The 22,215-nt window shown below is 39.8% G+C and carries 24 protein-coding genes and 2 pseudogenes; 6 read left to right on the top strand and 20 right to left on the bottom strand.

Annotated elements, in window-relative coordinates; translation table 11 throughout:
* Nucleotides 1-164: 164 nt before the first annotated feature.
* From MHI60_RS17475 to MHI60_RS17455, 5 genes are all read right to left on the bottom strand, one after another.
* Nucleotides 165-1,268, bottom strand: coding sequence for a threonine synthase (locus MHI60_RS17475; RefSeq protein ID WP_144485351.1), 1,104 nt, complete (start codon nt 1,266-1,268; stop codon nt 165-167).
* Nucleotides 1,269-1,340: 72 nt separating this feature from the next.
* Nucleotides 1,341-1,715 carry a RidA family protein gene (locus MHI60_RS17470; protein WP_144485353.1) on the bottom strand — a complete coding sequence of 125 codons (375 nt, stop codon included), beginning with the start codon at nt 1,713-1,715 and terminating at the stop codon, nt 1,341-1,343.
* Nucleotides 1,712-2,377, bottom strand: coding sequence for a helix-turn-helix transcriptional regulator (locus MHI60_RS17465; protein ID WP_095408638.1), 666 nt, complete (start codon nt 2,375-2,377; stop codon nt 1,712-1,714). The genes MHI60_RS17470 and MHI60_RS17465 overlap by 4 nt, the downstream gene beginning before the upstream one ends.
* A gap of 132 nt (nt 2,378-2,509) precedes the next feature.
* Nucleotides 2,510-3,190: a TetR/AcrR family transcriptional regulator gene (locus MHI60_RS17460; protein ID WP_186318642.1), complete on the bottom strand. Its 681-nt coding sequence runs from the start codon at nt 3,188-3,190 to the stop codon at nt 2,510-2,512.
* A gap of 42 nt (nt 3,191-3,232) precedes the next feature.
* A complete protein-coding gene (locus tag MHI60_RS17455) occupies nt 3,233-4,402 on the bottom strand; it encodes an NAD(P)/FAD-dependent oxidoreductase (RefSeq protein WP_144485355.1) in 1,170 nt (389 codons plus the stop codon).
* A 251-nt stretch (nt 4,403-4,653) separates the two neighbouring features.
* Between MHI60_RS17455 and MHI60_RS17450 the strand changes: the two genes are divergently transcribed.
* A complete protein-coding gene (locus tag MHI60_RS17450) occupies nt 4,654-4,842 on the top strand; it encodes a hypothetical protein (RefSeq protein WP_144485357.1) in 189 nt (62 codons plus the stop codon).
* 69 nt (nt 4,843-4,911) lie between these two features.
* Here MHI60_RS17450 and MHI60_RS17445 read toward each other — a convergent pair whose 3' ends face one another.
* The 3 genes and pseudogenes from MHI60_RS17445 to MHI60_RS17435 form a co-directional block, all read right to left on the bottom strand.
* Nucleotides 4,912-5,304 (bottom strand): DoxX family protein, encoded by a 393-nt coding sequence (locus tag MHI60_RS17445; RefSeq protein ID WP_144485359.1) that lies wholly within the window; start codon nt 5,302-5,304, stop codon nt 4,912-4,914.
* 111 nt (nt 5,305-5,415) lie between these two features.
* On the bottom strand, nt 5,416-5,841 hold the full coding sequence (locus MHI60_RS17440) for a MarR family transcriptional regulator (RefSeq protein ID WP_095408642.1): 426 nt from the start codon (nt 5,839-5,841) through the stop codon (nt 5,416-5,418).
* Between the two features lie 70 nt (nt 5,842-5,911).
* A pseudogene (locus MHI60_RS17435) lies at nt 5,912-6,486 on the bottom strand (TetR/AcrR family transcriptional regulator).
* A gap of 179 nt (nt 6,487-6,665) precedes the next feature.
* Here MHI60_RS17435 and MHI60_RS17430 point away from each other — a divergent pair.
* Together MHI60_RS17430 and MHI60_RS17425 are read left to right on the top strand one after the other, a co-directional pair.
* Complete coding sequence (locus MHI60_RS17430; protein WP_144485361.1) at nt 6,666-7,592, top strand: DsbA family protein; 927 nt, start codon at nt 6,666-6,668, stop codon at nt 7,590-7,592.
* A gap of 11 nt (nt 7,593-7,603) precedes the next feature.
* Complete coding sequence (locus tag MHI60_RS17425; protein WP_095408645.1) at nt 7,604-7,915, top strand: monooxygenase; 312 nt, start codon at nt 7,604-7,606, stop codon at nt 7,913-7,915.
* 53 nt (nt 7,916-7,968) lie between these two features.
* On the opposite strand, the gene MHI60_RS17420 is transcribed toward MHI60_RS17425, so the two are convergent.
* Nucleotides 7,969-8,916, bottom strand: a complete 948-nt coding sequence (locus MHI60_RS17420; RefSeq protein ID WP_144485363.1) for a carbon-nitrogen hydrolase family protein — start codon at nt 8,914-8,916, stop codon at nt 7,969-7,971.
* 100 nt (nt 8,917-9,016) lie between these two features.
* On the opposite strand from MHI60_RS17420, the gene MHI60_RS17415 reads away from it, so the two are divergent.
* Nucleotides 9,017-9,907 carry a LysR family transcriptional regulator gene (locus tag MHI60_RS17415; protein WP_144485365.1) on the top strand — a complete coding sequence of 297 codons (891 nt, stop codon included), beginning with the start codon at nt 9,017-9,019 and terminating at the stop codon, nt 9,905-9,907.
* 147 nt (nt 9,908-10,054) lie between these two features.
* Here the strand turns inward: MHI60_RS17415 and MHI60_RS17410 are convergent.
* Nucleotides 10,055-10,318 (bottom strand): annotated as a pseudogene (locus tag MHI60_RS17410) (choline esterase); the annotation flags it as partial.
* Between the two features lie 11 nt (nt 10,319-10,329).
* Between MHI60_RS17410 and MHI60_RS17405 the strand changes: the two are divergent.
* The gene (locus MHI60_RS17405; RefSeq protein ID WP_263640213.1) at nt 10,330-10,683 is read left to right on the top strand and encodes a hypothetical protein; all 354 of its coding nucleotides are present in this window, start codon (nt 10,330-10,332) and stop codon (nt 10,681-10,683) included.
* Between the two features lie 23 nt (nt 10,684-10,706).
* On the opposite strand, the gene MHI60_RS17400 is transcribed toward MHI60_RS17405, so the two are convergent.
* The 4 genes from MHI60_RS17400 to MHI60_RS17385 form a co-directional block, all read right to left on the bottom strand.
* Nucleotides 10,707-11,129, bottom strand: coding sequence for a cytidine deaminase (locus MHI60_RS17400; protein ID WP_144470677.1), 423 nt, complete (start codon nt 11,127-11,129; stop codon nt 10,707-10,709).
* Between the two features lie 132 nt (nt 11,130-11,261).
* Nucleotides 11,262-11,537 carry a DUF2651 family protein gene (locus tag MHI60_RS17395; protein WP_056766664.1) on the bottom strand — a complete coding sequence of 92 codons (276 nt, stop codon included), beginning with the start codon at nt 11,535-11,537 and terminating at the stop codon, nt 11,262-11,264.
* Nucleotides 11,538-11,766: 229 nt separating this feature from the next.
* A complete protein-coding gene (locus MHI60_RS17390; protein ID WP_144470679.1) occupies nt 11,767-12,687 on the bottom strand; it encodes an alpha/beta hydrolase in 921 nt (306 codons plus the stop codon).
* Nucleotides 12,688-12,716: 29 nt separating this feature from the next.
* Complete coding sequence (locus MHI60_RS17385; protein WP_144470680.1) at nt 12,717-13,109, bottom strand: MerR family transcriptional regulator; 393 nt, start codon at nt 13,107-13,109, stop codon at nt 12,717-12,719.
* A gap of 311 nt (nt 13,110-13,420) precedes the next feature.
* Between MHI60_RS17385 and MHI60_RS17380 the strand changes: the two genes are divergently transcribed.
* On the top strand, nt 13,421-13,729 hold the full coding sequence (locus MHI60_RS17380; RefSeq protein WP_025093214.1) for a DUF4870 domain-containing protein: 309 nt from the start codon (nt 13,421-13,423) through the stop codon (nt 13,727-13,729).
* A gap of 56 nt (nt 13,730-13,785) precedes the next feature.
* Here the strand turns inward: MHI60_RS17380 and MHI60_RS17375 are convergent, their stop codons facing one another.
* The 6 genes from MHI60_RS17375 to MHI60_RS17350 form a co-directional block, all read right to left on the bottom strand.
* Nucleotides 13,786-15,189, bottom strand: coding sequence for a HAMP domain-containing sensor histidine kinase (locus MHI60_RS17375; RefSeq protein ID WP_144485367.1), 1,404 nt, complete (start codon nt 15,187-15,189; stop codon nt 13,786-13,788).
* 2 nt (nt 15,190-15,191) lie between these two features.
* Complete coding sequence (locus tag MHI60_RS17370; RefSeq protein WP_056766670.1) at nt 15,192-15,899, bottom strand: response regulator transcription factor; 708 nt, start codon at nt 15,897-15,899, stop codon at nt 15,192-15,194.
* A gap of 140 nt (nt 15,900-16,039) precedes the next feature.
* A complete protein-coding gene (locus MHI60_RS17365) occupies nt 16,040-17,305 on the bottom strand; it encodes a glucuronoxylanase (RefSeq protein WP_144470685.1) in 1,266 nt (421 codons plus the stop codon).
* A 35-nt stretch (nt 17,306-17,340) separates the two neighbouring features.
* Nucleotides 17,341-18,879 (bottom strand): glycoside hydrolase family 43 protein, encoded by a 1,539-nt coding sequence (locus MHI60_RS17360; RefSeq protein WP_144470687.1) that lies wholly within the window; start codon nt 18,877-18,879, stop codon nt 17,341-17,343.
* 223 nt (nt 18,880-19,102) lie between these two features.
* Nucleotides 19,103-20,563 (bottom strand): CoA-acylating methylmalonate-semialdehyde dehydrogenase, encoded by a 1,461-nt coding sequence (locus MHI60_RS17355; RefSeq protein WP_144470689.1) that lies wholly within the window; start codon nt 20,561-20,563, stop codon nt 19,103-19,105.
* A gap of 313 nt (nt 20,564-20,876) precedes the next feature.
* Nucleotides 20,877-22,208, bottom strand: coding sequence for an alpha-glucosidase/alpha-galactosidase (locus MHI60_RS17350; protein ID WP_144470691.1), 1,332 nt, complete (start codon nt 22,206-22,208; stop codon nt 20,877-20,879).
* Between the last annotated feature and the right edge of the window lie 7 nt (nt 22,209-22,215).

Raw genomic sequence — 22,215 nt, 5'->3', positions numbered from 1 at the left:
AATGAAATAGTTGATTGAAATTGTACTTTTGGGCAAAAGGGATTGTACATTTAGGCAAGAAAAAGAGCATCTCTTTTGAGATACCCTTCTATTTATAGAGAGCGTTCATTTTATCTATATCATCATCTAGCCAATTCCGGATCAGTTGTATTAGTCATATCTGGTTATTTTGATTTAATTCCTGCACCACAAAGAGGTATGACGATTTTTTCTTTTGATTCCTTTTTATATTTCATGTAGCCAGCAAAATTGACCGCAGATGTCACTTCCACATAAAATCCTTTCTCACTTAATTTAGAGCGAGCATTCAATATCTCATCTTCTTCAATATCTATAAATGTACCATTGGTATGTTGTACAGCTTCTAGAATTTGTTTGGAGCGTGCCGGGGCAGCAATGGCTATCCCTTCTGCTAAGGTCCCTGTATTCGTAACAGGCGATGCTGATTCCTCTTTATTTTGATAAGCTTTCACAAGAGGTGCACAGTTTTTCGCTTGTATGGCAATGATTTTCGGTATTTTATGAATCAGACCATTTTCAAATAACTCTTTAAAACCATAATAAGCACCTAGGAGGAGAGTACCATTTCCAACCGGAATGATTAAAGCATCAGGTGCTCCTTTTACTTGTTCATAAATTTCATAGGCGTATGTTTTTGTTCCTTCAAAAAAATAAGGATTATACACATGGCTTGCATAAAAAACGTTTTCGTCGTCTACTGCTTTTTGCGCCGCGGCTGCAATATCCTCTCGTGTACCGTGAATTTCTTTAATCGTTGCTCCATGGGCTTTTATTTGAGCGACCTTTTTAGGTGAAGTTTCATCGCTTAGATAGATGTCACATGCAATCTCGCAACGAGCTGCATAAGCGGCAATTGCTGTTCCTGCATTCCCGCTGCTATCCGCAATGACTTTTGATACCCCTAATTCCTTTGCCTTTGTCATTAAAACAGCAGCTCCTCGATCTTTAAAGGAGAGCGTAGGCATCATATAATCAACTTTTACATAAGTGTTTGGCTCATTAGGATCTAAAACGATTAACGGAGTTTGACCTTCACCCATTGTCACAGATTCCCAAGTCTTAGAACCTTTTGAAAATGGCATCGTTTCAGCATAACGCCATAATGAGTTTGGATAGTGATCCCAAGCCGCAATATCTATTTTAGGGGTATCTTTCACCAGGTTTAATACTCCGTTACAATCACATTTCCATAGAGTGGGTGTCATCTCATACTTTGTCCCACAATCGTTACAAATCAATTGATTCATCAATCATCAGTCCCTTTGAATAATTTTTTATATGAAATATACTTTTTTATATATCATGGGCAAAAAAATATTCTAAATATAAGAAATAGCATCAATTTCAATCTTGAAACCAAAATGTAATTCATTCGTTGGTACAACAGTACGTGCTGGTCTATGTTCACCGAAAAATTCAGTATAAACCGCATCTACTTTGTCCCATAAATGAATATCCGAAATGTATAATGTCATACGCAAAATCTTTTCTTTTTTACTTCCAGCTGCTTCTACAATCATTTCCACATTCTTAAGTGCTTGTAATGTCTCTTCTTCAATGGTGCCGAATTCTTTTTCTCTTGTTTCGGGATTGATGGCAAATTGTCCTGAAACATAGACCGTGTTTTGATGAATGGTTGCGAATGCATAGTGTCCGTTGGATGTTAGATTCCCTACCTCAAGGATGCTTTTCATTTCGTTTCCCCTTCATTCGATTTATGTTTGATCTCATCCAAATAGCTATAGACGGTGACTTTAGAAATACCTAACATAGATGCGACCTTCTCAACGGAACCTTTCATTAAAAAGATTCCCTTTTCATCCATGAACCTTATTAATTCAATTTTTTCATGGCGTTTCATGACTGGGTGAACACTGTTTTGAATGATCTGTTGAATCAATTGATCTACGATTCCTTCCACATTTTCAAGATCATCATTTGATGTTGTTTCATTCTCTTGAACTTCAACTTTTGTAGAAAGAAAAGTATCCATAAATTGCTGCATTTGATTCAATGCTTCAACATCAAAATTGATACAGAATGCACCGATCACCTTTTGCTTCGAATCACGAATTAATGAAGTCGAAGAACGAATGGTACGGTTGTCTTCGGTTTTAAATGTATACCCAGCAAGATAATCTTCTTTAAAATCTTCTGATTGTAAAACTGTCTTTACCAAATGATCAAATGATTGACCGATTTTTCTTCCCGTCACATGATGATTGACTGTAAACATGACAGATGCTTGAGGGTTCGTTAAATCATGAATAACTACTTCACAATTTGGTCCAAACATTTTTGCCGTAGATTTTGCTAAAGGAATATAACTCTCTAATAAATTCTTCGTATTTTCCATGCCTAAGCACCTCATTTGTTTATTCCACTAGATTATATAATTTTTTATATATAAAAACAATATGTAGATTTTTTTATATGTATTGAGAAAATATAAAAAAGCAGCCATTGACTGCTTTTTCTTTGCTCCTTTCTAATTGACTTCTTGCTGGATTCCATACAAAATGACTTCAATTCCCCACCTGAACCGTTCCATTGATACGGTATCACCTGCAAACATTTCTTCTTTCAGGCTATGGATGAAAGGAAACCGAGTTTTGTCTGCATCATGAAATGCTTTTTTTGTATCTGAAATCTGCGAAGAGCCGTGTTTCTTCCAAGAGACCTTTTCGTATGCTACGGAAGATACGTATAACAGTAACATGTCTACTCCCCATGCAGCGGATGTAGATTTGATCCCGCCTTCATGCAATGCAGCGAGAATATGTTCGGTCAACTGTAAAAAGTTCGTTCCTTGCGGGATGGTGGAAAGAGAAATTTCAGCAAGACCAGGTTTTTCGAATAACAGTAGGAAATAAGTATGCAATATGTCAAATAACTGTTCTTTCCATGTGCCATTCACTGAATCTGGATAAACCATTTGGCCGAGACCATAATCCAATACGTAAGCACTTAGTTCTTGAAAATTGTTCACGTAGACATACAAGGATGCAGGACCCGTATCGAGTGCTTTAGCCACTTTACGCATACTCATGCCCTCTAACCCTTGCTCCTTTAGAAGCTCATAGGCGGTTTTCACGATGAGTTCACGGCTTAAGGGCTCTTTTGCCGGCCGAGACCGACGACTTATAATACGACGATTTGAATTGTTCATAATCTCTTTATAACATGTCAAAGTCAAATAGTAAATTGAGCATCAATCACCGTTCTCTTGAAAAGAATTCATCATTTCAGCAAGCTTGACTGCAGCATCTTTTGAAAAACACAGTTTTAAACTTTTTTCTGATTCATGAGCTTTCTCCGATGAATATTCGTACATCATGTCTTCGTATTCTTCAATAGCCTTTTCAATATGATAAGGATTTCGGACAATTGCAATTGCAAGCTCCATTGCATCAAACATCGCCATGTTTACACCCTCCCCTGCAAATGGCGACATGACATGAGCGGCATCACCGATAAGCGTTACTCCTTTATGGCGGTTCCATTTAAAACCGACAGGAAGCGTATAAATCCGTCTTGGAATGATGGCATCTTCTGCATAACGAATATAATTTTTCAGCTGATCGTCCCAATCACTAAATAACTGTAATAATTGTTCTTTTGCTTCTTTCGCTTGATGAAACGGAATACCACAAGTCTCAATCCAGTTACGTTCTACCATAAGGCTTGCATACACTTTGATTCGTCCATCTCCGTTTAACTGACCAATCAGTCCTTTATGGTCTGCTAAAGCAAACATCTTACCACGTTTATTAAATGCAGCTAAATCAGGGTGGTTCACCTCTACGTTGAGGATATTCAATTCCAGCATCGTGAGTCCGGCGTATTCAATATCAATATCTGTTAACAGAGGACGCACACGAGAAAAAGCACCATCTGCCCCAATTACAAGATCAACTGTCTCGACAACTCCGTTTTCAAAATGAAGCTCCGTCATGCCGCTTTCTAATGAAACGCAACTTTCTAGTTTATATCCATATTTGATGTTTTCAGCATCAATTTGATCTAACAGCAGTTCGCACAAAACACCACGATCAATTTCTGGGCGGGTACCTTTTTGATCTGATTCCGTTTCTTCATCTAAATAAATTCTTCCTGATTTATCAAGTAAGCGGAAATCTTCTCCTTCATAGCGGGCGTTCCTTTGAAATTCCTCATAAACTCCTGCTTCTTTTAAAGCTTTTTGACCTGTTTCTTCATGAATATCCAGTGAGCCCCCTCTTTCAAGACTCTTGTCATGCATCTCTCGTTCATAGATGGTCGTTTGTATACCGTAATTTTGCAGAATTAAGGCGAGTGTTAACCCCCCAGGTCCCCCTCCAATAATAGCGATCTTCTTTTGGTCCTTAGATAATGCCGTCATCGTATGCATCTCCTCTTCTTTATGGAAATCGTTTTAAAACCCCATCACATTTATATTATAACGAACACTGTTCGCGAAGAACAGTGTTCGTTTAAAAAGTTTATTTCACGATTGTGTACTTTAATGAAAAGAAACCAATCGCCCGCCGCCATATGATACACTCCAACTAGGAATGTGAAAGGATGTCGAATCATCACAATGCTTCTTGAAGCAGTCGCATTGTTCTAATTCTGAGTGTAAGAGGTGTTTCTATGAATAAATTATTTGCAATGTTAATATTAGGATTGAGTTTTAGTGGTGCCGCTCTCATTCTTTCTGTCCCTATGTTATTCAAGTCCAAACCAGAACAATTTGAGCTGGTGTTTGCTGCGGGATCAGCGAGCGCTTTCGCAGTATTCGCTGTCTCATGTCTAGTTCTTCGAAAACAATTCAACCGCTAAAAAACCTAAACAGCCGCCATTAGAACAATGGAGATTTATTTAGGTTTTGTGACTTACCTTGATATGAACTTAAAGAATGTGGTACAAGCTGACCCCGATACTGAGAGCGAATAACACAAGTGCAGGGATTGCTTTTTTGAAGGGGTCTTTGGCTAATACGATTAGAGTAAAGGCAGCTGCCAGCATCGTGCCTCCTAACAATAAGCCTGATAATATTGCTATTGTTGGCATCCATATACCGATCAGCATTCCAGCTGCGCCGATGAGCTCAAAGGCTCCAGTTAACACATTAAAAAAAGCAGGTAAACCAAATCGTTTGAACTCTTCTGCCATTTTTCCTGATATAATTTTCGACCCTGTTACAAAAAAGAAAGCGGCCAATACAATTTGTAGAATAAGAATGAAAATCTTGATCACATCTTTCTCAGTTATTTGACCAAAAAGGTGTTGTTCAATGGACATAGCTTTCTGGAGTCATCTTTATAAAATCTCACTTCCACATTAAATGGTGAAATTTATATGTCATAGCATATATCGTACATAAATAGAGGTGGTTCTTACTTTACAGATTTATCAAGATGGATAGTCTGAATGAAATAATTTGTTCAAAAGTAATTTTAATTGTTGAATCTCTTCATCGCTTAATTGCTTTGTCACCGTTTGATGTGCATCCATGACAACAGGAAGAATGGCTTTTTTGACCTCGTCCCCTTTTTCTGTTAAAAGCAGGTGATGCGAGCGCCGGTCTTGTTCATTATAGATTTTTTTGACAAGTCCTTTTCGTTCCATTGACTGGATCATTCTGACGACAGTCGTTTGATTTTTATCAATTCCTTCTGCCAATTCTTTTTGAGTAGTCCCCTTTTCACTGCTCAGAATACTGATAATACTCCATTGTTCAGGAGTGACCCCGTAAGGCTTTAACCTGTTCGTAAAATAATTTGTCATTTTGAGATCAGTACGATGAACGAGATAACCTATTAAATCTTGTAAATCCATGTAAACACCCTCTATGAAATTTTATATGCTATAGCATTTATATTAGTGAAGCCTTTGAAAAATTGTCAAATCAACTATCTGCTTGTTTAAAATCAATTCCTGACAAAATATATGGCACTGCTGATTTGATAAACTCCTTTGATGATATGTGCGAACTATTTTTTCTCCACTCAACAGAAGCTCCGTGAATTCCCCAGCTTAAAAAAACAGCTGTGACCTTCAGAATTTGCTTTTTTCGACATTTGTATATTGATTGATTAACAATTGATAAAAAATAATTTCAAGCTGTTCCCTAACAATAGGAGCAAGTTCCGTTTCATATTCTACTTGGCAGCGGTTATGCAGAGATTGTTGAAAATTCGTTAGTGCTTTAAAAATATTGATAATCGTATCTTCATCTAGTTTACGATGATTGAAATGAATACTTTCTAAATTAATCAATAATACTTCTGATAGCGTTTTATCCAGTAAATCGTATTTATCCTCAAAATGATAATAAAACGTCGCTCGGTTGATCATGGCTTCTGCCGTGATATCTTTGATCGTAATATCCTTAAATTCCTTTTTCGATGAAAGTTTCATAAAAGACTCCATGATTAACTTACGCGTTCTTAGAACCCGAGGATCTGTCTTTGACTGCATCATCTTATCCCTCCTCCTTTTTCAACACATCTATCAATCTGTTGGATAAACAACAAATTGAAGAAATTATTGGTGTTGGTCTTACTCGTTGTGTTTTAAGATCTAATTGTAATGCAAATGATTGATTCAAACAACTTCTAGGAAATAGCGTTTCCTTGCAAAAATTGAGGAGGTAAATGAAATTGAAAAACAATGAAATGTTTTGTGATATAGAAACAGGTGTATGTGGTGTAGGTGAAGATGAGGATATCCAGGTCATTGATTTTCAGCAGCCTAAAAAAACAATAACGCTCTATTATGTAACAGATCCGATTTGTTCGCATTGCTGGGCAATTGAACCTGTCCTGCGTCGTTTTAAAGAGCAATATGGACATTATTTTCATTTCCAAACTGTGTTGGGTGGACTGCTAGAGAAATGGCATGACGGTCCAATTGATCCGGCAAACGGAATTTATAAACCTGCCGATGTTGCTGGTCACTGGAGAGAGGTTGGAGAACATTCCCGCATGCCAATTGATGGGTCTTTAATGATTGACAATCCTGTTCAATCTTCCTACCCGCCCTCTCGCGTGTTCAAAGTAATTCAAAAACATCATGATGATGCACTAGCTTATACTTTTTTACGCTGTGCAAGAGAAGCGCTATTTGCCTTCAATCAAAATATATCTGATATCACCGTGTTGATTGACATCGTCAACAACCTTGGACTTAACGGAGATGTGATTGTACATGAAGCCGAACTCCCAAACGGCCAAGAATTATTAAATCAAGATTTTGCTCTTGTTCGAGATCTTGGTGCTAGAGGTTTCCCAACGATCATCTTCGTCAACGAAGAAAATAAAGGCGTCAAAATGACGGGTAGCCACACATTTGAAGTCTATCTTGAAGGATTAAAGCAAGCTTTAAATACAGAAAAACTTCAACCGAAAAAGCGCCCAGCTGTTTCTTCCTTGCTCGAAAAAGAAAAGCTTTTATTTTCTAAAGAAATTGAAGTGATGTACGATGTTGACCAATCAGATGTAAGGCTTTTTATGGAGAAGGAACTTCAGCAACAGCAGTATCAAATGAAAGAAGTGCTTGGGGAAGTCTATTTTACAACTTCAAAATAAGGAGAATGACGATGGCACACTTATTACAGGTGGATTTTAAAATGAAGGGCCCTTTCGGTGATGAAATGGCAAAAGAGTTTTCTGATTTAGCGAAAAGTATGAAGGAGGAAGACGGATTCATATGGAAAATATGGACAGAGAATCCGGAGAAAAATGAGGCTGGCGGAATCTACTTATTCGAAACAAAAGAAGCAGCTGAAAACTACCTTGATATGCATTCTAAAAGAATTACTAGCTTTGGAATAACAGACATCAATGCTAAAATCTTTGAGATTAATGCTCAGCTTTCTCATATCACAAAAGGTCCATTAAAAACTCATTAAGGTTGACACAACAAAAAAGAGCGGCTGATGGCTGCTCTTTTTTTGTTGTGATTTCATCGATTCATCCACTTTACATTTTCTTTTTTCTCTTCATTGACTATGAGCTGGAATACATCAGGTCTTGAATAATGTCCTACGACATCGAAGTCAAATTGACTAGAAGAAATATCACGCAAATCAAGATCTGCCAGCAGTATCTCTTCCTGACCATAGACAGGTTCTTTTATATATTCGCCTAACGGACCGACGATGGCACTTCCCCCTCGGCACATTTCATCAGGAGAAGATGCTAATTCATCATAGCAGGCTAAATCTTTAGGATACATCTCTTTATTCACATATTGATTACAAGATAGAACGAAGCATCGGCCTTCTGCGGCAATATGGCGAATCGTAGATTGCCATAGCTCCCTGGAATCTGCCGTAGGGGCTATATAGATTTGGACGCCTTTTGCATACATTGCTGCTCTAGCTAATGGCATATAGTTTTCCCAGCAAATTAAAGCGCCTATTTTACCATACGGTGTATCGAAAACCGGCAGTGTGCTGCCATCCCCCTCTCCCCATATGAGTCGTTCGGAACCAGTCGGCTTTAGTTTGCGGTGCTTTCCAAGTAAGGCTCCATCTGGTCCGAAAAACAATACGGAACAATATAAAGTCCCGCGACTTGATTCGTCATCTCTTTCAATGACACCGATGACGAGGTAGACACCAGCTTTCCGGGCTGCTTCTCCTAATCTGTCAGTCGTTTGACTAGGAACTGGAACTGAATTTTCTAAGTAACGAAGCCAGTCCTTTCTTCCTTCTGGAGAACGGTTTCCTACTGTGGCGCCAAAAGCTAGTCCTCTAGGATAGGCAGGTATAAAAGCTTCAGGAAATACAACAATATTGGCTCCTTTTTCTCCGGCCTCAAGTGTTAACGAAATGGCTTTTTCAGTACATGCTTCTCTATCCATAATGACAGAAGCAGCTTGCACAACAGCAACTCTACATGTTGACATCTTACCCCCTCCTTATTCTCAGTGTAAAAATAAACGTTTATAATGTACAATATATCATCATCATAATAAGTATGCCTTATTGGAATAATGGGAGGGTAAAATGAACATACGGGACTTTGAAATATTTAAAACGATTGCGGATTGTGGAAGTTTTTCAAGAGCAAGTGAAAAGCTTTTTATCGCACAGCCTTCCCTCTCTAAAACCATTCAAAAATTAGAGAAAAAACTGGGTGTCATTCTTTTCGATCGGTCAAATCGAATTTTCAGGTTAACGGATGAAGGACAGCTTGTATATGAAAAAGCGATTGCGGTGCTTCAGCAAATGAATGAGCTGCAAATGGAGCTGGGTGATACAGAAACGTATATTCGCGGCCATCTTAAGATCGGACTGCCGCAAGTGATTGGAACCTTTTTCTTTTCGAAAGTGGCAAAAGCTTTTACTAAAAAGCATCCAGATGTGACGCTCGAAATAATTGAAGAGGGCGGCTTACATGTAGAAAAACTCGTTGAGAAAGGCGAAGTAGATGCGGCCTTTGTTGTCATACCTGCGCAAAGTCTTGAATTAGAGGAACAACTCATTTTTGAAGCGCCATTTGTAGCTTGTTTACCAAAAAATCACGCTTTAAAAGATGAGCAACAGCTCTCACTCAAACAGCTTAAAGAGGAAAACTGGATATTGTTTGATTCTTCATTTGCGTTGAGTCAAGTGATTTTAGAAAGCTGCCGTAAGGAACATTTTGTTCCCCAAATCGCTTACAGCACAACACAATGGGATTTGCTGATGACATTAGTTCGTGATGAACTAGGAGTGGCGATCCTTCCAAGTCCTTTAACGGATAAGTACAGAGATGACATTTGTGTCAAACCCATTAGCAGTCAATATATTCCCTGGAAAATTGGAATTGTCGTGAAGAAAGATCGATATAAGACACGTGCTTTGAAGGCTTTTTTAAAAATCGTCGCGGATATATATTCTGGGGATCAGAAATAGAAACAAATAAAAAATCATCCTTCTTAGTTTCTACCATGGAGAAACTGAAAAAAGCCTAATTCCAAGGCTTTTTTTCAGTTTATATGCTGTTATCTGTCCATGATAGCACCTGTCAGCCATGCAATAGACAAGAGACTTATTAGGTCATCACTTTCTACTCGTTTTCTTAATTAAGTCCACGCCATCGTATGATAGACTTTCCACATGTACAGGCTTTTGCAGAATGTAATGATCAAAAAAGGTCCTTGTATAGTCTGTGATAAGTTTCCGCATCTCCATCGCATTCCGTTTGCCTCTCAGTTCTTCGTTTACACCGGTAAACACGATGTCGCAATAATCTAAATGCGCAGCATGCTCAACAGAGAAATAATAGGTTTCCATGCTATTGTTTGCGCCAATGATCGCATTCATACGGTAAGCTAGTGGATATAACGTTTGAGGGAAATGGTAAACAAAAGCTGATTGCCAATTTTGAAAACTGCACCCTTGACAGTGTTTGCTTTACAGGCTGTGACCTGTCGCAATGTATTCCGCCAGCTTCTAAAAACCATCTATACGTTGAAAAGGTCTCCGCGCGTGTCAAATATGCATTGACGAAGATAAATGATGACCCTCATCTTTCTGACGATGACCGGAAAGTACTGGTACGCAGCCTGCGCAAGCTTGAGCATATGGAACAATATATTTTTAACACGGCGCATATGGAGAAAATACATGGGGCTGATTTTGTGGAGCGATTTTTCAGTTATCTAGAATACAACAAAGAGGACGCTTGATGCTGCTAAGTCTAGGCTGTATATCAACTTCTAGTATATTTGAGTGGAATCAGTTCCCCGATTTTCACTTTGACTAGTTCGCCATCTATTTCTAAGATGACAAAACATTCTGGTCCGAAATCTGAAATGAGCTCTCTACAGATGCCGCAAGGGCTTACGACCCTCAATCTTCTATCCTCTTCATCTGAATATGGATGTCGAACGGCAACAATTGTATCAAAATCTTTATATCCATTCGATAAAGCACTGCCAATTGCAATGGCTTCTGCACAAACCGTTACCCGTCCGATATAGGCTTCTATATGGACAGCCGAGATCATTTCTCCTGTTTTCATGCGGATAGCGGCTCCTACATGATGTTTATCATCTTCATAAAGGCTCGTAATCTTCTTTTTTGCTTCGTCTATTAACTCTATATCTTTTGGAGTAAGATCAAATGTGTGCATTGTGTCCCCCTTCACCCTTCTATGCCGTTTTGAATATGTTGATCTATTATACCAAACATCAGATAATGAGCGGTTCTTGAAGATAAATTGAATGGAAACAAAAAAAGCTTATGTTTGCGAACATCAGCTTTTTTATGATGCTCTTTTATAGCGAGCATACATATATCGAATGATTTTTGTGATGACAGAGGTACACATGCATAAAAAGGTCATCGTCACTACCCAATACATATTTGAAATATCAAACCCAGTATAGGCAAATATGAAAATAGTGGAAACTGCAAATGTGATGATGAGAACGATGTAAACGCGCTTAAAGATGCAGTAGCCAACAATCCCCCATATCAAAGATAACAAAGGCAGTGTAAATAAGATCAGCGCCATGGGGTGAAGAAAGAAAACACTCATCATGTCACTCTCCTTTATGAACTGATGATGAACCGAATATGTATCATATTAATAGGAAATTCATATGTTGTAAACAAAAATTGGAATTTAAGGAATATTTAATCTGAGGTGAATTGACATTCTGAATGTATCTCATGTTGAATGGAAAAAGACTGCTTTCAGTAAGCAGTCCATTTTGCTAAGCTTTCAAATATTCAAGCTGGAGCATATTGATATGTGAAAAGAGAATCTAACTATTTATCACCTGAATGATTTTTTCCTGAGCGTCTTGTGCCTCAGGGATTGGCATGACGACAAATACATGCAGCATTTCTGGATAAACAAAGGTTTTCATGTCAATTCCTTGTTCTGTTAGCTTTTCATCAAGCTTTATTGCATCTGGATATAAAATGTCGTGTGTTCCAATAAAATGAGTGATCTTCGCAAGACCGTTAAAGTCACCGTGAATTGGACTGATTAATGGGTCAGTTATCCCTTTATCTGCTGCCCAAATTTTTGTAATGACATCTATTCCTTCAGGGGCTAAAATGGGATCTTTAAGGGCATATTCAGATATAAGAGGATTGCTTAAACTCATATCAACACATGCAGATAATAAAATGATATCCTTTGGCTGCGGCAGATCTTCCATCTTTAAGAGGTGCGCAAGGCCAAGAGAGATATTTCCGCCCGCTGAATCTCCCATAATCGTTAATTGATTGGTACTCTCAACCGTTTTCAGTATTTCTTTATATAGATTTAAGATTTTCGGATAAGTATCTTGGTAGCTGTAATGAGGTAATTTAGGATAAATAGGTGCTATCACTTTGGCGTTAAGGGACCTAGCCATTTTATCCATGTACCACCAATGGAAATTGAGAGGCTGGTTTACCCAGGCACCACCATGTATATATAAAATCACCTTTTGTTTTTGCGACTTTTGGTCATTCAATGTGAAAACCTGCATTCCTTCGAAAGCCTGCTCCTTTATCTCACTTTTTAATTTCACATCGTCTCCGATTGCATAAGGCTTTATATTTTCTATTTGAGACAGAAAGTTTTTGGTTTTTTCGACACTAGCAAAACTCTCTTTATTACTTTGGGACGTGAATAATTTTTCAAATTGAATACTTTCTTCAGAACGTTCTCCATTAAAAATGTCGATACTCATTTTGTTTTCTCTCCTTTAAGCAGATATGTTTATTCGTCATCCTGATTCATCACACGAAATGATTTGAGATACACTTGTACTTCTTTCTCAGGAGTCTTTAATAAGTTAGATAGAAGGCCTTGAATGAGACGAAGACTGTTAATTTTCTTTTCAATTTCTTCATGTTTTTGATGTACAATTCTTTTTAAAGTATCAAGTTCTATGTCTTGACTCAGCATTTCCAATATTTCTTTTATTTCCTTTAGGGAATAACCCAATGTTTTGGCATCTTTGATCAATTGAATTTTCACAATGTAATCTTCTGTGTATCGTCTATAACCGTTCGAACGGCGTCTCGGGACAGGTAAAATGTTGTGTTCTTCATAGTAACGAATTGCGGCAGGACTTATTCCTGTTTGTTTGGCAAGTTCTCCTCTAGTCATCAACTCCGTCGTTACTCCTTTTTCGTGATTTTGTCTTTCTATATTTACATTATAAAGGTTGAACTATACTTCAAGGTCAAGATATGTTTTCGTGAAAAAAACACCATCACATGCAGCCGGTTAAAGGCTCTGAGATGGTGTTTTAAATCATTCAATTTGTTTTTATAGGTTTTCTCCATTTGATGCGATTACATTTTTGTACCAGAAGAATGAGTTTTTTAAGGTTGCTGTAAGGTTCGGATTAATACAGGTTAAGGTTGAGGTAGTACAATGTGTTTGTAGTAGTTAATAAATCATAGAGGTGAAACGTTTTGAGAGAAAATAAAGTCTTGTCATCATTATGTTACTTCAGTATCTTTTTCGCACCATTTTTGTTCCCAATTATCGTCTATTTCTTAGGTCAGGACGAAGTGAAATATCATGCGAAAAAATCATTATGGACGCATGTCATACCTTATTTGATTTTTGGTATTGGCATCCTTGGTTCAGGTTTACTTGGTATGAAAGATATCAGCCATGCGGGGCCTTTCTTAATTGCGACATATGCAGTGACATTCCTTGTTGCCATCTACTTCTTCATTTGGAACATTGTCAAAGGCATCAAAGTGTTTTCAGAATAAATAATAGGTGAAAAAAACGGTTCTGTTGTTGATCAGAACCGTTTTTTTGTATGTTTTCATGCTGGTAGTTGGATATCAATTGTTGTTCCTTTCCCTACGCTGCTACGGATGGTGATATCCCCGCCGTGCTTGACGATAATATCCTTTGCAATGGCCATCCCCAGACCAGAGCCTGCATGCGAAACTCCTGTATTCGTCCCTCTGTAATAGCGGTCAAACACTTTTTCCAGCTCTGCCTCTTCTATTCCTTTGCCGTTGTCTTTAATCGTGATATGGGTTTTTTCTTTTTGTTCAAGCTGTACAATGATCGTCACATCAGGATCGTTGTGAACGAGGGCATTTAAAATAAGATTGGTAACTGCTCTTCGAATGAGGATTTTATCAATATTCAGCATAATCTTGTCTTCATTTGTTTGAAGCTCAATCGTCTGATCCGCATATCTTGAATCGTTTAAAATATCAATTAACGTTTCCCGCAGCAGTGACACAATGTTGACCAGCTCTTTATTTAGCATGACGCCGTTATTTTTCAGCCTTGTCGTTAAATTCAGATCCTCCATGACATCTTTGATGTAAAGTGATTTATTCTCAATGATGCCTGCGTAATGTCTGATGTCTTGCTTTGAAAGAGGATACTTTGGATCTTTGATGATTTCTGCATAGCCTTGAATAGAAGCTAGCGGCGTTTTAATATCATGAGAAATATGGGTGATCCATTCTTCCCGCATTTGCTCTAATTTGTCTTTTTCTTTTTTGCTTGAAGCGAGCTGCTCTGATAAGTGATTGACATTATAAAAGACATCTTTATAAATTCCTTTAGCGGGCAGATTTGTCGTGTAATCTCCGTTTGCCAGCTGCTGGATGCCATGAATGGCACGACCGAGCGGTTTTGTGAGCTGCCGGCTGAAAAAGTAACCAATGAGTAACGCAATGATGGCATCGATTGATAATAAAATCATCGTCCCGATATTGAATTTTGTCACTAAGTCTTTCGTGTCGAACGAGAATAGGTATTTTCCAATAGAAGGGTCTTTAAATCCGATAAAGTAGCTATATTCTTTGCCTTTTACTTTTTTTCCGCCAGCAAAAATGGTCGAAAATAATTGCTTATCCTTATATTTATGTAAGTTCACGATTTCTATTGGTGTATATTTGTTCTTTAATCCTTTAGGTGCCTGCGCATGATACACGTCTTGTCCATTTTCGTCTAAAATTTGAATCCATGCATTCTGTTGTTTTAAGGCTTGCTGCCCTTCTTTGTTTACGGTCATTCCTTGATCAGAAAAAGAGACGTATTGTTCAAATGATCTTGTGAAGGTTTCGGGCGTATTTTCCTCGTTATACTGGCTGTTTGCCTGAAGTACGAGCCAAATCATAAATACGAATAAGTTGATAAAGACCGTGATTATGGTCACGATAATGACAGAGACCATATATCTGCCTGTTAATCGCCATTTCATCCTTACGCATCCTTTACAACAAATTTATAGCCAAGCCCTTTGACTGTGATGAGAAACTCTGGTGTTGAAGGGGAATTCTCTATTTTTTCCCGGAGTCTTCGTATATGAACCATTACCGTATTGTCAGAACCGAAAAAGTCTTCTCCCCAAACAGTTTGATAAAGCGTTTCTTTACTGATGACACGGTTCGGGTGCTGCAGGAAATAAGTCATAAGCAAAAGCTCTTTCGGTGTGAGCTCAATGACCGCGCCATTTTTAGTCAGTTCTGCTTGCTGCTCGTTTAACTCAAACGGCCCTTTTTTGATCACGGCATCGGCTTGAGTTGCCTGCCAGTATGAGACCCGTCTCAGCTGCGCTTTCACCCTGTAGGCGACTTCCTTTGGGCTGAACGGTTTTGTAATGTAGTCGTCCCCGCCGATGGCAAGTCCTACAATTTTGTCTGATTCCTCTCCCTTTGCTGATAAAAAGATAATCGGAACATGGGAGGTCTCTCTGATTTGTTTGCAAATATCATAGCCTTCACCGTCTGGCAGCATAATATCAAGTATGACAAGATCGGGTTGTTCTTGATGGAATTTTGCCAAACCATCACGGGCAGTTGAAGCTGTTATGACGCGATCAATGCCTTCTCTTGTTAATACTGTGTTGATTAATTCTAAAATTTCTTTTTCGTCATCGATGATTAATACTTTGCTTTGTAGCTTTGGCATACATTGATCACTCTCCTGAAGTCATTGTCATTATTATACCCAATGTGAGTACATAGTGATAAAATCAACTTCCTATTTGCATAAAAAAAGCCAATTTTCTCATTTCAAAAGAAAATTGGCTTTTCGTGATTCAATTCATTCTAACGTTTGACTACAAATGTGGTCACACTTTGAGCTGGGAGATGGGCCCAAAATTGATTACCTGATATATTTAAGTCTGTACCAGGCTGAAGGTTGCTGTTGCTGCTTGTAATCCATCTTGACGCTTGCGAAGCAGTTCCATTTTGCATCACAAAGTGTTGATTGACTCCTGCATTGTTTTTGTTAATCGCGACAATGACAACCTGATTGTTTCCTTTATAGGCAGATACGAAAACATTTGGTTCAGGACTTTTCGTTGCATCAATTCTGATGTATCCTGGGCGTACAAATTTGGAGAAATGCGCCATGTTGTAACCTCGTTTGCTGATCATTCCGTCTTCCTTCATAGGACCGTAGGATCTGCGGATGTACCACCAAACATATGCCTGAAAGTCCCCTTCTACCATCGAATGGTGAATATGCTCTGAAACCCCTAATGCCTCAGGCCAGCGGTCGGCTGAATTGTTATCGCTATTCGGGTAGTAGACCTCTGTCATCCAAAGCTCTTTTCCCCCTCCTTTTTGTTTGAATAGAGGATACGGAAGCTGGCTGATTTGGGTTCCGTACAAATGGGCTCCGAGAATGTCCATATTTCCAAGCGCCTGCGGATCGTTTAAGATAGGATCTGATATATTTTTAAGGTATTGAAAGGATTCTGGCGCAATCACGCGGGCATTAATGGAGCCGGCATTTTCTCTCATGAAACGCAGGATTTCTTGAGGAGTCCACCATGTCCATTCATGTGCATAATCGGGCTCGTTTTGTACTGATATCGCATAGAGGTTGACGCCATTATTTTTCATATACGTTACAAAATCGTTCAGATGCTGAGCATATGCGGCGTATTGATTGTATCTCAGCCGCTTTGCAGTTGTACCATTACGGTTGAAGGTCTCCACCATTTGGCTTGGAGGATTCCAAGGTGAAGCGATTACTAAAGCTCCATGATCTATGGCTCTTTTGGCAGTGGCGACCTCTCTGTGCCAATTATTTCTGTTCTCATCTACATAAATTCTTAGAATGGAAAATCCTAACTGATTCTGCCCATTTCCAAAGGCAGTTTCTCTTTGAGGTGCGGTCAAATCACCAATCCAAGCCGGGTGGTTCATTCCGCCAAATCCGCGAATCACTTGTCTTTCTGCATTGATATTAATATTGGCATCTGCTGCTGAAACTTCAGTCACGAAAGGTCCGATGAACATGACAGACAGCATGGTGAAGCAGACCAATAAAGTGCAGATTGGTTTTTTGATTATTGACATCAAATTTTTCCACTCTCCTATCATTTTGTCATCCTTTGTTATTGAGTAAATCGCCAGGAATCAAATTGAAATAGGTTTGCACCCGTTCCTTTAAAGACAAAAAATACGTTGTGTACGCCAGCTGCTCCGTTTACAGTTGTTTCTACTTCTCGCCAGTTGTTCGTTCCGCCTGTGGAAGGGACATTTAGTGTTCCGACGAGTCTGCCGTCAGGGCTTCCGAGGCGTACTTCTATTTTCCCGCCTGCATTTGATGCTACATTCGCTTTAAATGTTCTTGCGCCGTTTGATCCGAAATCGACGTTACTGGCAGCCACCCAATCTCCGTTTTGAATGTTTGTGACATGCTGGTTATTGACCGGTCCGCCTGGGGCTGAGGAGGCCTCTGTTAAAATGCGTCCATTCCAAGCAAATGTTTCAGCTTCTACCCGCTGATAAGGATTCAGGTTCGAAAGCTGTTTGACCCCTTCAAAATTGGCTACAACCTCTCGAAGGGAGCCGTCAGCATTATGCACAAGCTTATTAATGTGCGGAGATCTGTAGCCTTTTCCTGCTCCATATAAGGCAGAGCTGACCGTTTGGGTATGATACACGACATACCACTCGTTTTTAAAATTGAACACAGCGTGATGGTTGTTACCGCCTCCCCCGAAAAATGCACCCGGATTTTTCAGGAAGTGCCCTTTATACGTAAAGTTACCCATAGGACTTGAGCTCGTCATATAACCGATCTCTCCAGGTGGTTTATCTGCTGGGTGGGAGCCGCCAAAGTTGATGCAATAGGAATAGTAATAGGTTCCGTTATACTTATGCATCCCAGAGTCTTCAAACATAAAAGGAGCATCAATGGTCGAGGCGCTGCCCACAACACTTGTCATATCAGGCCCTAGTTTTAGCACTCTTGCTGTTTTAGGATTGGCCCATTGTCCCTGCGTTGGATTAGAACCGCCTGGAACGCCTCCACCGGCATATAAATAACCGGTGCCGTCATCATCTACAAAAACGGCTGGATCAAACAGCCATACAACACCGGACATTCCTGGTGTATTTGGTGTGACGAGCGCTTTTCCGATAGGATCTGTCCATGGACCGATTGGGGAGTCTGCCGTAAGAACGCCAATCCCTCCGCCGCTGTTCGCGAAATAAAGGAAAAATTTATCCTTCCCATTGATCTTTTTCACCGCCGCTGATGGAGCCCAGGAAGCACCTGCCCATTTAGCAATTCCTCTGCCGCCATTTGCCCCATTTGCTCCGGCTACTGGAATCGCGCCATGATCTGTCCAGTTCACCATATCTGCTGAAGAGATGACGAAAACCCTATTCAAATTGGCAAAAGAATTATCTTTAATCGTTCCGTTGCTGTGATATTCATAGTCATCACTCGACATATAAATGTACACTCTTCCGTTATAGGTGAGCGCAAACGGATCAGCGCCCAAGTGGTGGTCTATGAGCGGGTTTGCATTTCCTACACGTTTAGCAATTGTTGTGCTTGCCGCACTCGCATCATATACCGGTAAAAGGCTCAGTACCAAAGCAAAAATCAATAAACCAACGCCGCACTTCATCCTCGTCCTCATCGTTTCATTTCCTCCTGTTTTCATCTTCCTAATATTGGGGTTTAGGCCCAATTTCAAAATATGTTGATAGGGACTGATGAAGAATGAATAGAAAGAATGATTTCTAGTGCAAATCCTTGCTAGAATCACGATGAAAACCCTTACTTTTTGACTAGAAGACAACAAAAAATGCAGTCTCCCATGCTGGGGCTGCATTTTTTCTTCATGATTCCTTGCATATAGCTTACATATAACGAGCGGTGACCATTTTCTTTCTTGTGTAAAATTCTACTCCGTCAGTTCCATTGGCATGCAAGTCTCCGTAGAAAGAATCCTTCCAGCCGGAAAACGGGAAGAATGCCATTGGTGCGGGTACACCGATGTTTACGCCGAGCATGCCCGCTTCGATGTTTTCGCGAAATTCTCTTATGCTTGATGCACTGTCCGTATACAGGCAGGCACCGTTCGCAAATTTTGATTGATTGGACAGGTCGATTGCTTCTGCTAATGAAGAAACACGGACAATTGATAAGACTGGGGCGAAAATCTCGTCCTCCCAAATTTTCATTTGATTTGTGACACGATCAAAGATTGTCGGTCCGACGAAATACCCTTCTCCATTTGTTTGATCATCTTGCCGGCCATCACGAATGAGGCTTGCTCCTTCTTCAATCCCTGACTGGATGTATTGAAGCGTTCGTTCTTTATGTTCCTTTCGAATGACTGGACCAAGAAAGACGTCTTCATTAATCCCGTTTCCAATGACGAGCTCGTTTGATTCATCAACTAATTTTTGAATCAACTCATCCGCCACTTCTTCTTCCACTGCGACAACGGCTGCGGCCATGCAGCGCTCTCCTGCTGATCCGAAGGCAGCCCCGATGATTTGTTTGGTTGCCGCGTCTAAATCCGCATCTTTGAGGACAATAGAGTGATTCTTTGCCCCTGCAAGTGCTTGTACACGTTTGCCATGCTCTGTTCCTTTTTTATAGACATATTCTGCGACTGGCTGAGAGCCGACAAACGATATGGCTTTGACCTTTTGATGTTCAATCAGGCCGTTGACGACATCGTGCGCTCCATTGACAATGTTGAGAACACCTTTTGGAAGACCTGCTTCTTCAAACAGCTCTGCTAACCGTGCTGCAAGAATAGGTGTTCGTTCTGAAGGTTTTAAAACAAACGTATTTCCGCAGGCAATGGCAAGCGGGAACATCCAGCATGGAACCATCATTGGAAAGTTAAATGGCGTAATGCCGCCAATGACGCCAATTGGATAACGGTACATGCCAGACTCTAGCCCGGTTGCAATATCAGGCAATTGTTTTCCCATCATTAAAGTTGGGGCGCCGGCTGCGAATTCGACGCATTCAATGCCTCGCTGTACTTCTCCTTTTGCCTCAGTTACACTTTTTCCGTTTTCAATCGTGACAAGTTCAGCCAGCTCATCCCAGTTCTCAACGAGTAACTGCTGGTATTTAAATAAAATGCGTGCACGTCTGGGAACAGCAGTTTTAGACCAAGTAGTAAACGCTTCCTGTGCTGCTTGTACCGCACGTTCAACATCTGTTTTTGTTGAAAGCGGCACTTCCGCGATGATTTCGCCAGTGGCTGGGTTATACACTGCTTCTGTTTGACTTGTTTCTGCTTCAATCCATTGTCCGCCGATATAATTTTTCAACGTTTGTACATCTGTTTTGGTCATGTTCCCTCTCTCCTCTTTGTTAAAGAATGTCTTGTTAAAGGATGTGTATGTATCGTCATTGTCTCATCTAACGGGCATTCATCTGTATACACTCTTTGTCAAATCAAACGGCAGTTTTGGTTTACGTTGTGATAAACTGGTTTGTTTGTGACATATGACACTAGAATGCTAAAAATTCATGATGTGTTTTTGGTTAACTGTTGATTAACTTTAGAAAAATCATAATATTAAAATGGCCCTCAGTCAATCCTCTTTTTGCTTCATAACAAAAACCTGATGCGCGGTGCATCAGGTAGAGACTGGTTCATTTCTGTTATTTGGTTGATGCGGCATATTGATTTGGTTCTATATAATTTGGCAGCATCTCTCCATGTGCTTCAATGAGTTCATCACATAATTTAATGGTGTCGTCAATTGATAATTCAGCGCTTGTGTGTGGATCCAGTAGAGCCGCTTGATAAATGTGTTCTTTTTTACCGCTGATTGCTGCTTCAATGGTCATCAGCTGTGAGCTGATATTCGTTCGGTTGAGTCCAGCCAATTGTTCAGGAATCTCTCCGACATAGCATGGCATGATGCCGCTTCGATCTGCCACACACGGTACTTCTACACAGGCTTTTTCAGGCAGGTTGTCAATGAGCCCGCCAGTGTTTAGAACATTTCCGCCAAATTTAAAGGGAACGTTTGTTTCGATGGCTTCAATGATACGGGAACCATATTCTTTAGAGCGGGTATGTGTGATCTGTGTGTTTCCTACAAGGTCATGCTTCATTGTATTCCAATTTTTGATTTGTTCCTCGCAGCGTCTCGGGTATTCATCGAGCGGAATGTTAAACTGACCGATTAGTTCTGGGTACCTTGATTTGATGAAATATGGATGGTATTCGGCATTGTGCTCTGAGGATTCTGTGACATAGTAGCCGAATTTATCCATCAGTTCAAAACGAACCATATCATGATGCCGCGATTGCTGTTTTTCTTTTGCTCGTCTTTTGATTTCTGGATACAAGTCTTTACCATCCCGTTTTACCTCTAATAACCATGCCATATGGTTAATGCCGGCGATTTTTTCTTCAATGCCTTCATGATCCATTTCAAGAGATTCAAATAGGTCCTTTGTACACACCTGCACACTATGACAGAGACCAATCGTTTGAACCTGAGTATAGCGCAGCATCGCCCCAGTCAGTGTGGCCATTGGGTTCGTGTAATTTAACAATAAAGCATTTGGGCAAACCTCTTCCATATCCTTTGCAAAGTCAAGCATGACAGGGATTGTTCGAAGGGAGCGGAAGATGCCGCCGATCCCTACCGTATCTGCAATCGTTTGTCTTAATCCGTATTTTTTTGGTATTTCAAAATCAATGACAGTACTTGGACGGTAGCCTCCGACCTGGATGGCATTGATGACATATTTCGCATCCTGTAAGGCTTCTTTCCGGTTGTGATAGGACTGGATGGTCACATTTGCACCGTAATTTGCTTTTAAATGCCGGAGCATCGTTTCTGATTCTTTCAGCCGGTTGTAGTCGATATCATATAATGCGAATTCAAAGCCTGCAAGGGCGGGAACAAACAGACAATCTCCTAATATATTTTTAGCAAACACGGTACTCCCTGCACCGATAAATGTAATTTTAGACATAGACGAT

It is taken from the genome of Bacillus sp. FSL K6-3200 (assembly GCF_038630485.1).
Taxonomy (GTDB): domain Bacteria; phylum Bacillota; class Bacilli; order Bacillales; family Bacillaceae; genus Bacillus; species Bacillus safensis.
Note: the sequence above shows the minus strand (reverse complement) of the source record. Positions and strands in the feature narration are given on the sequence as shown.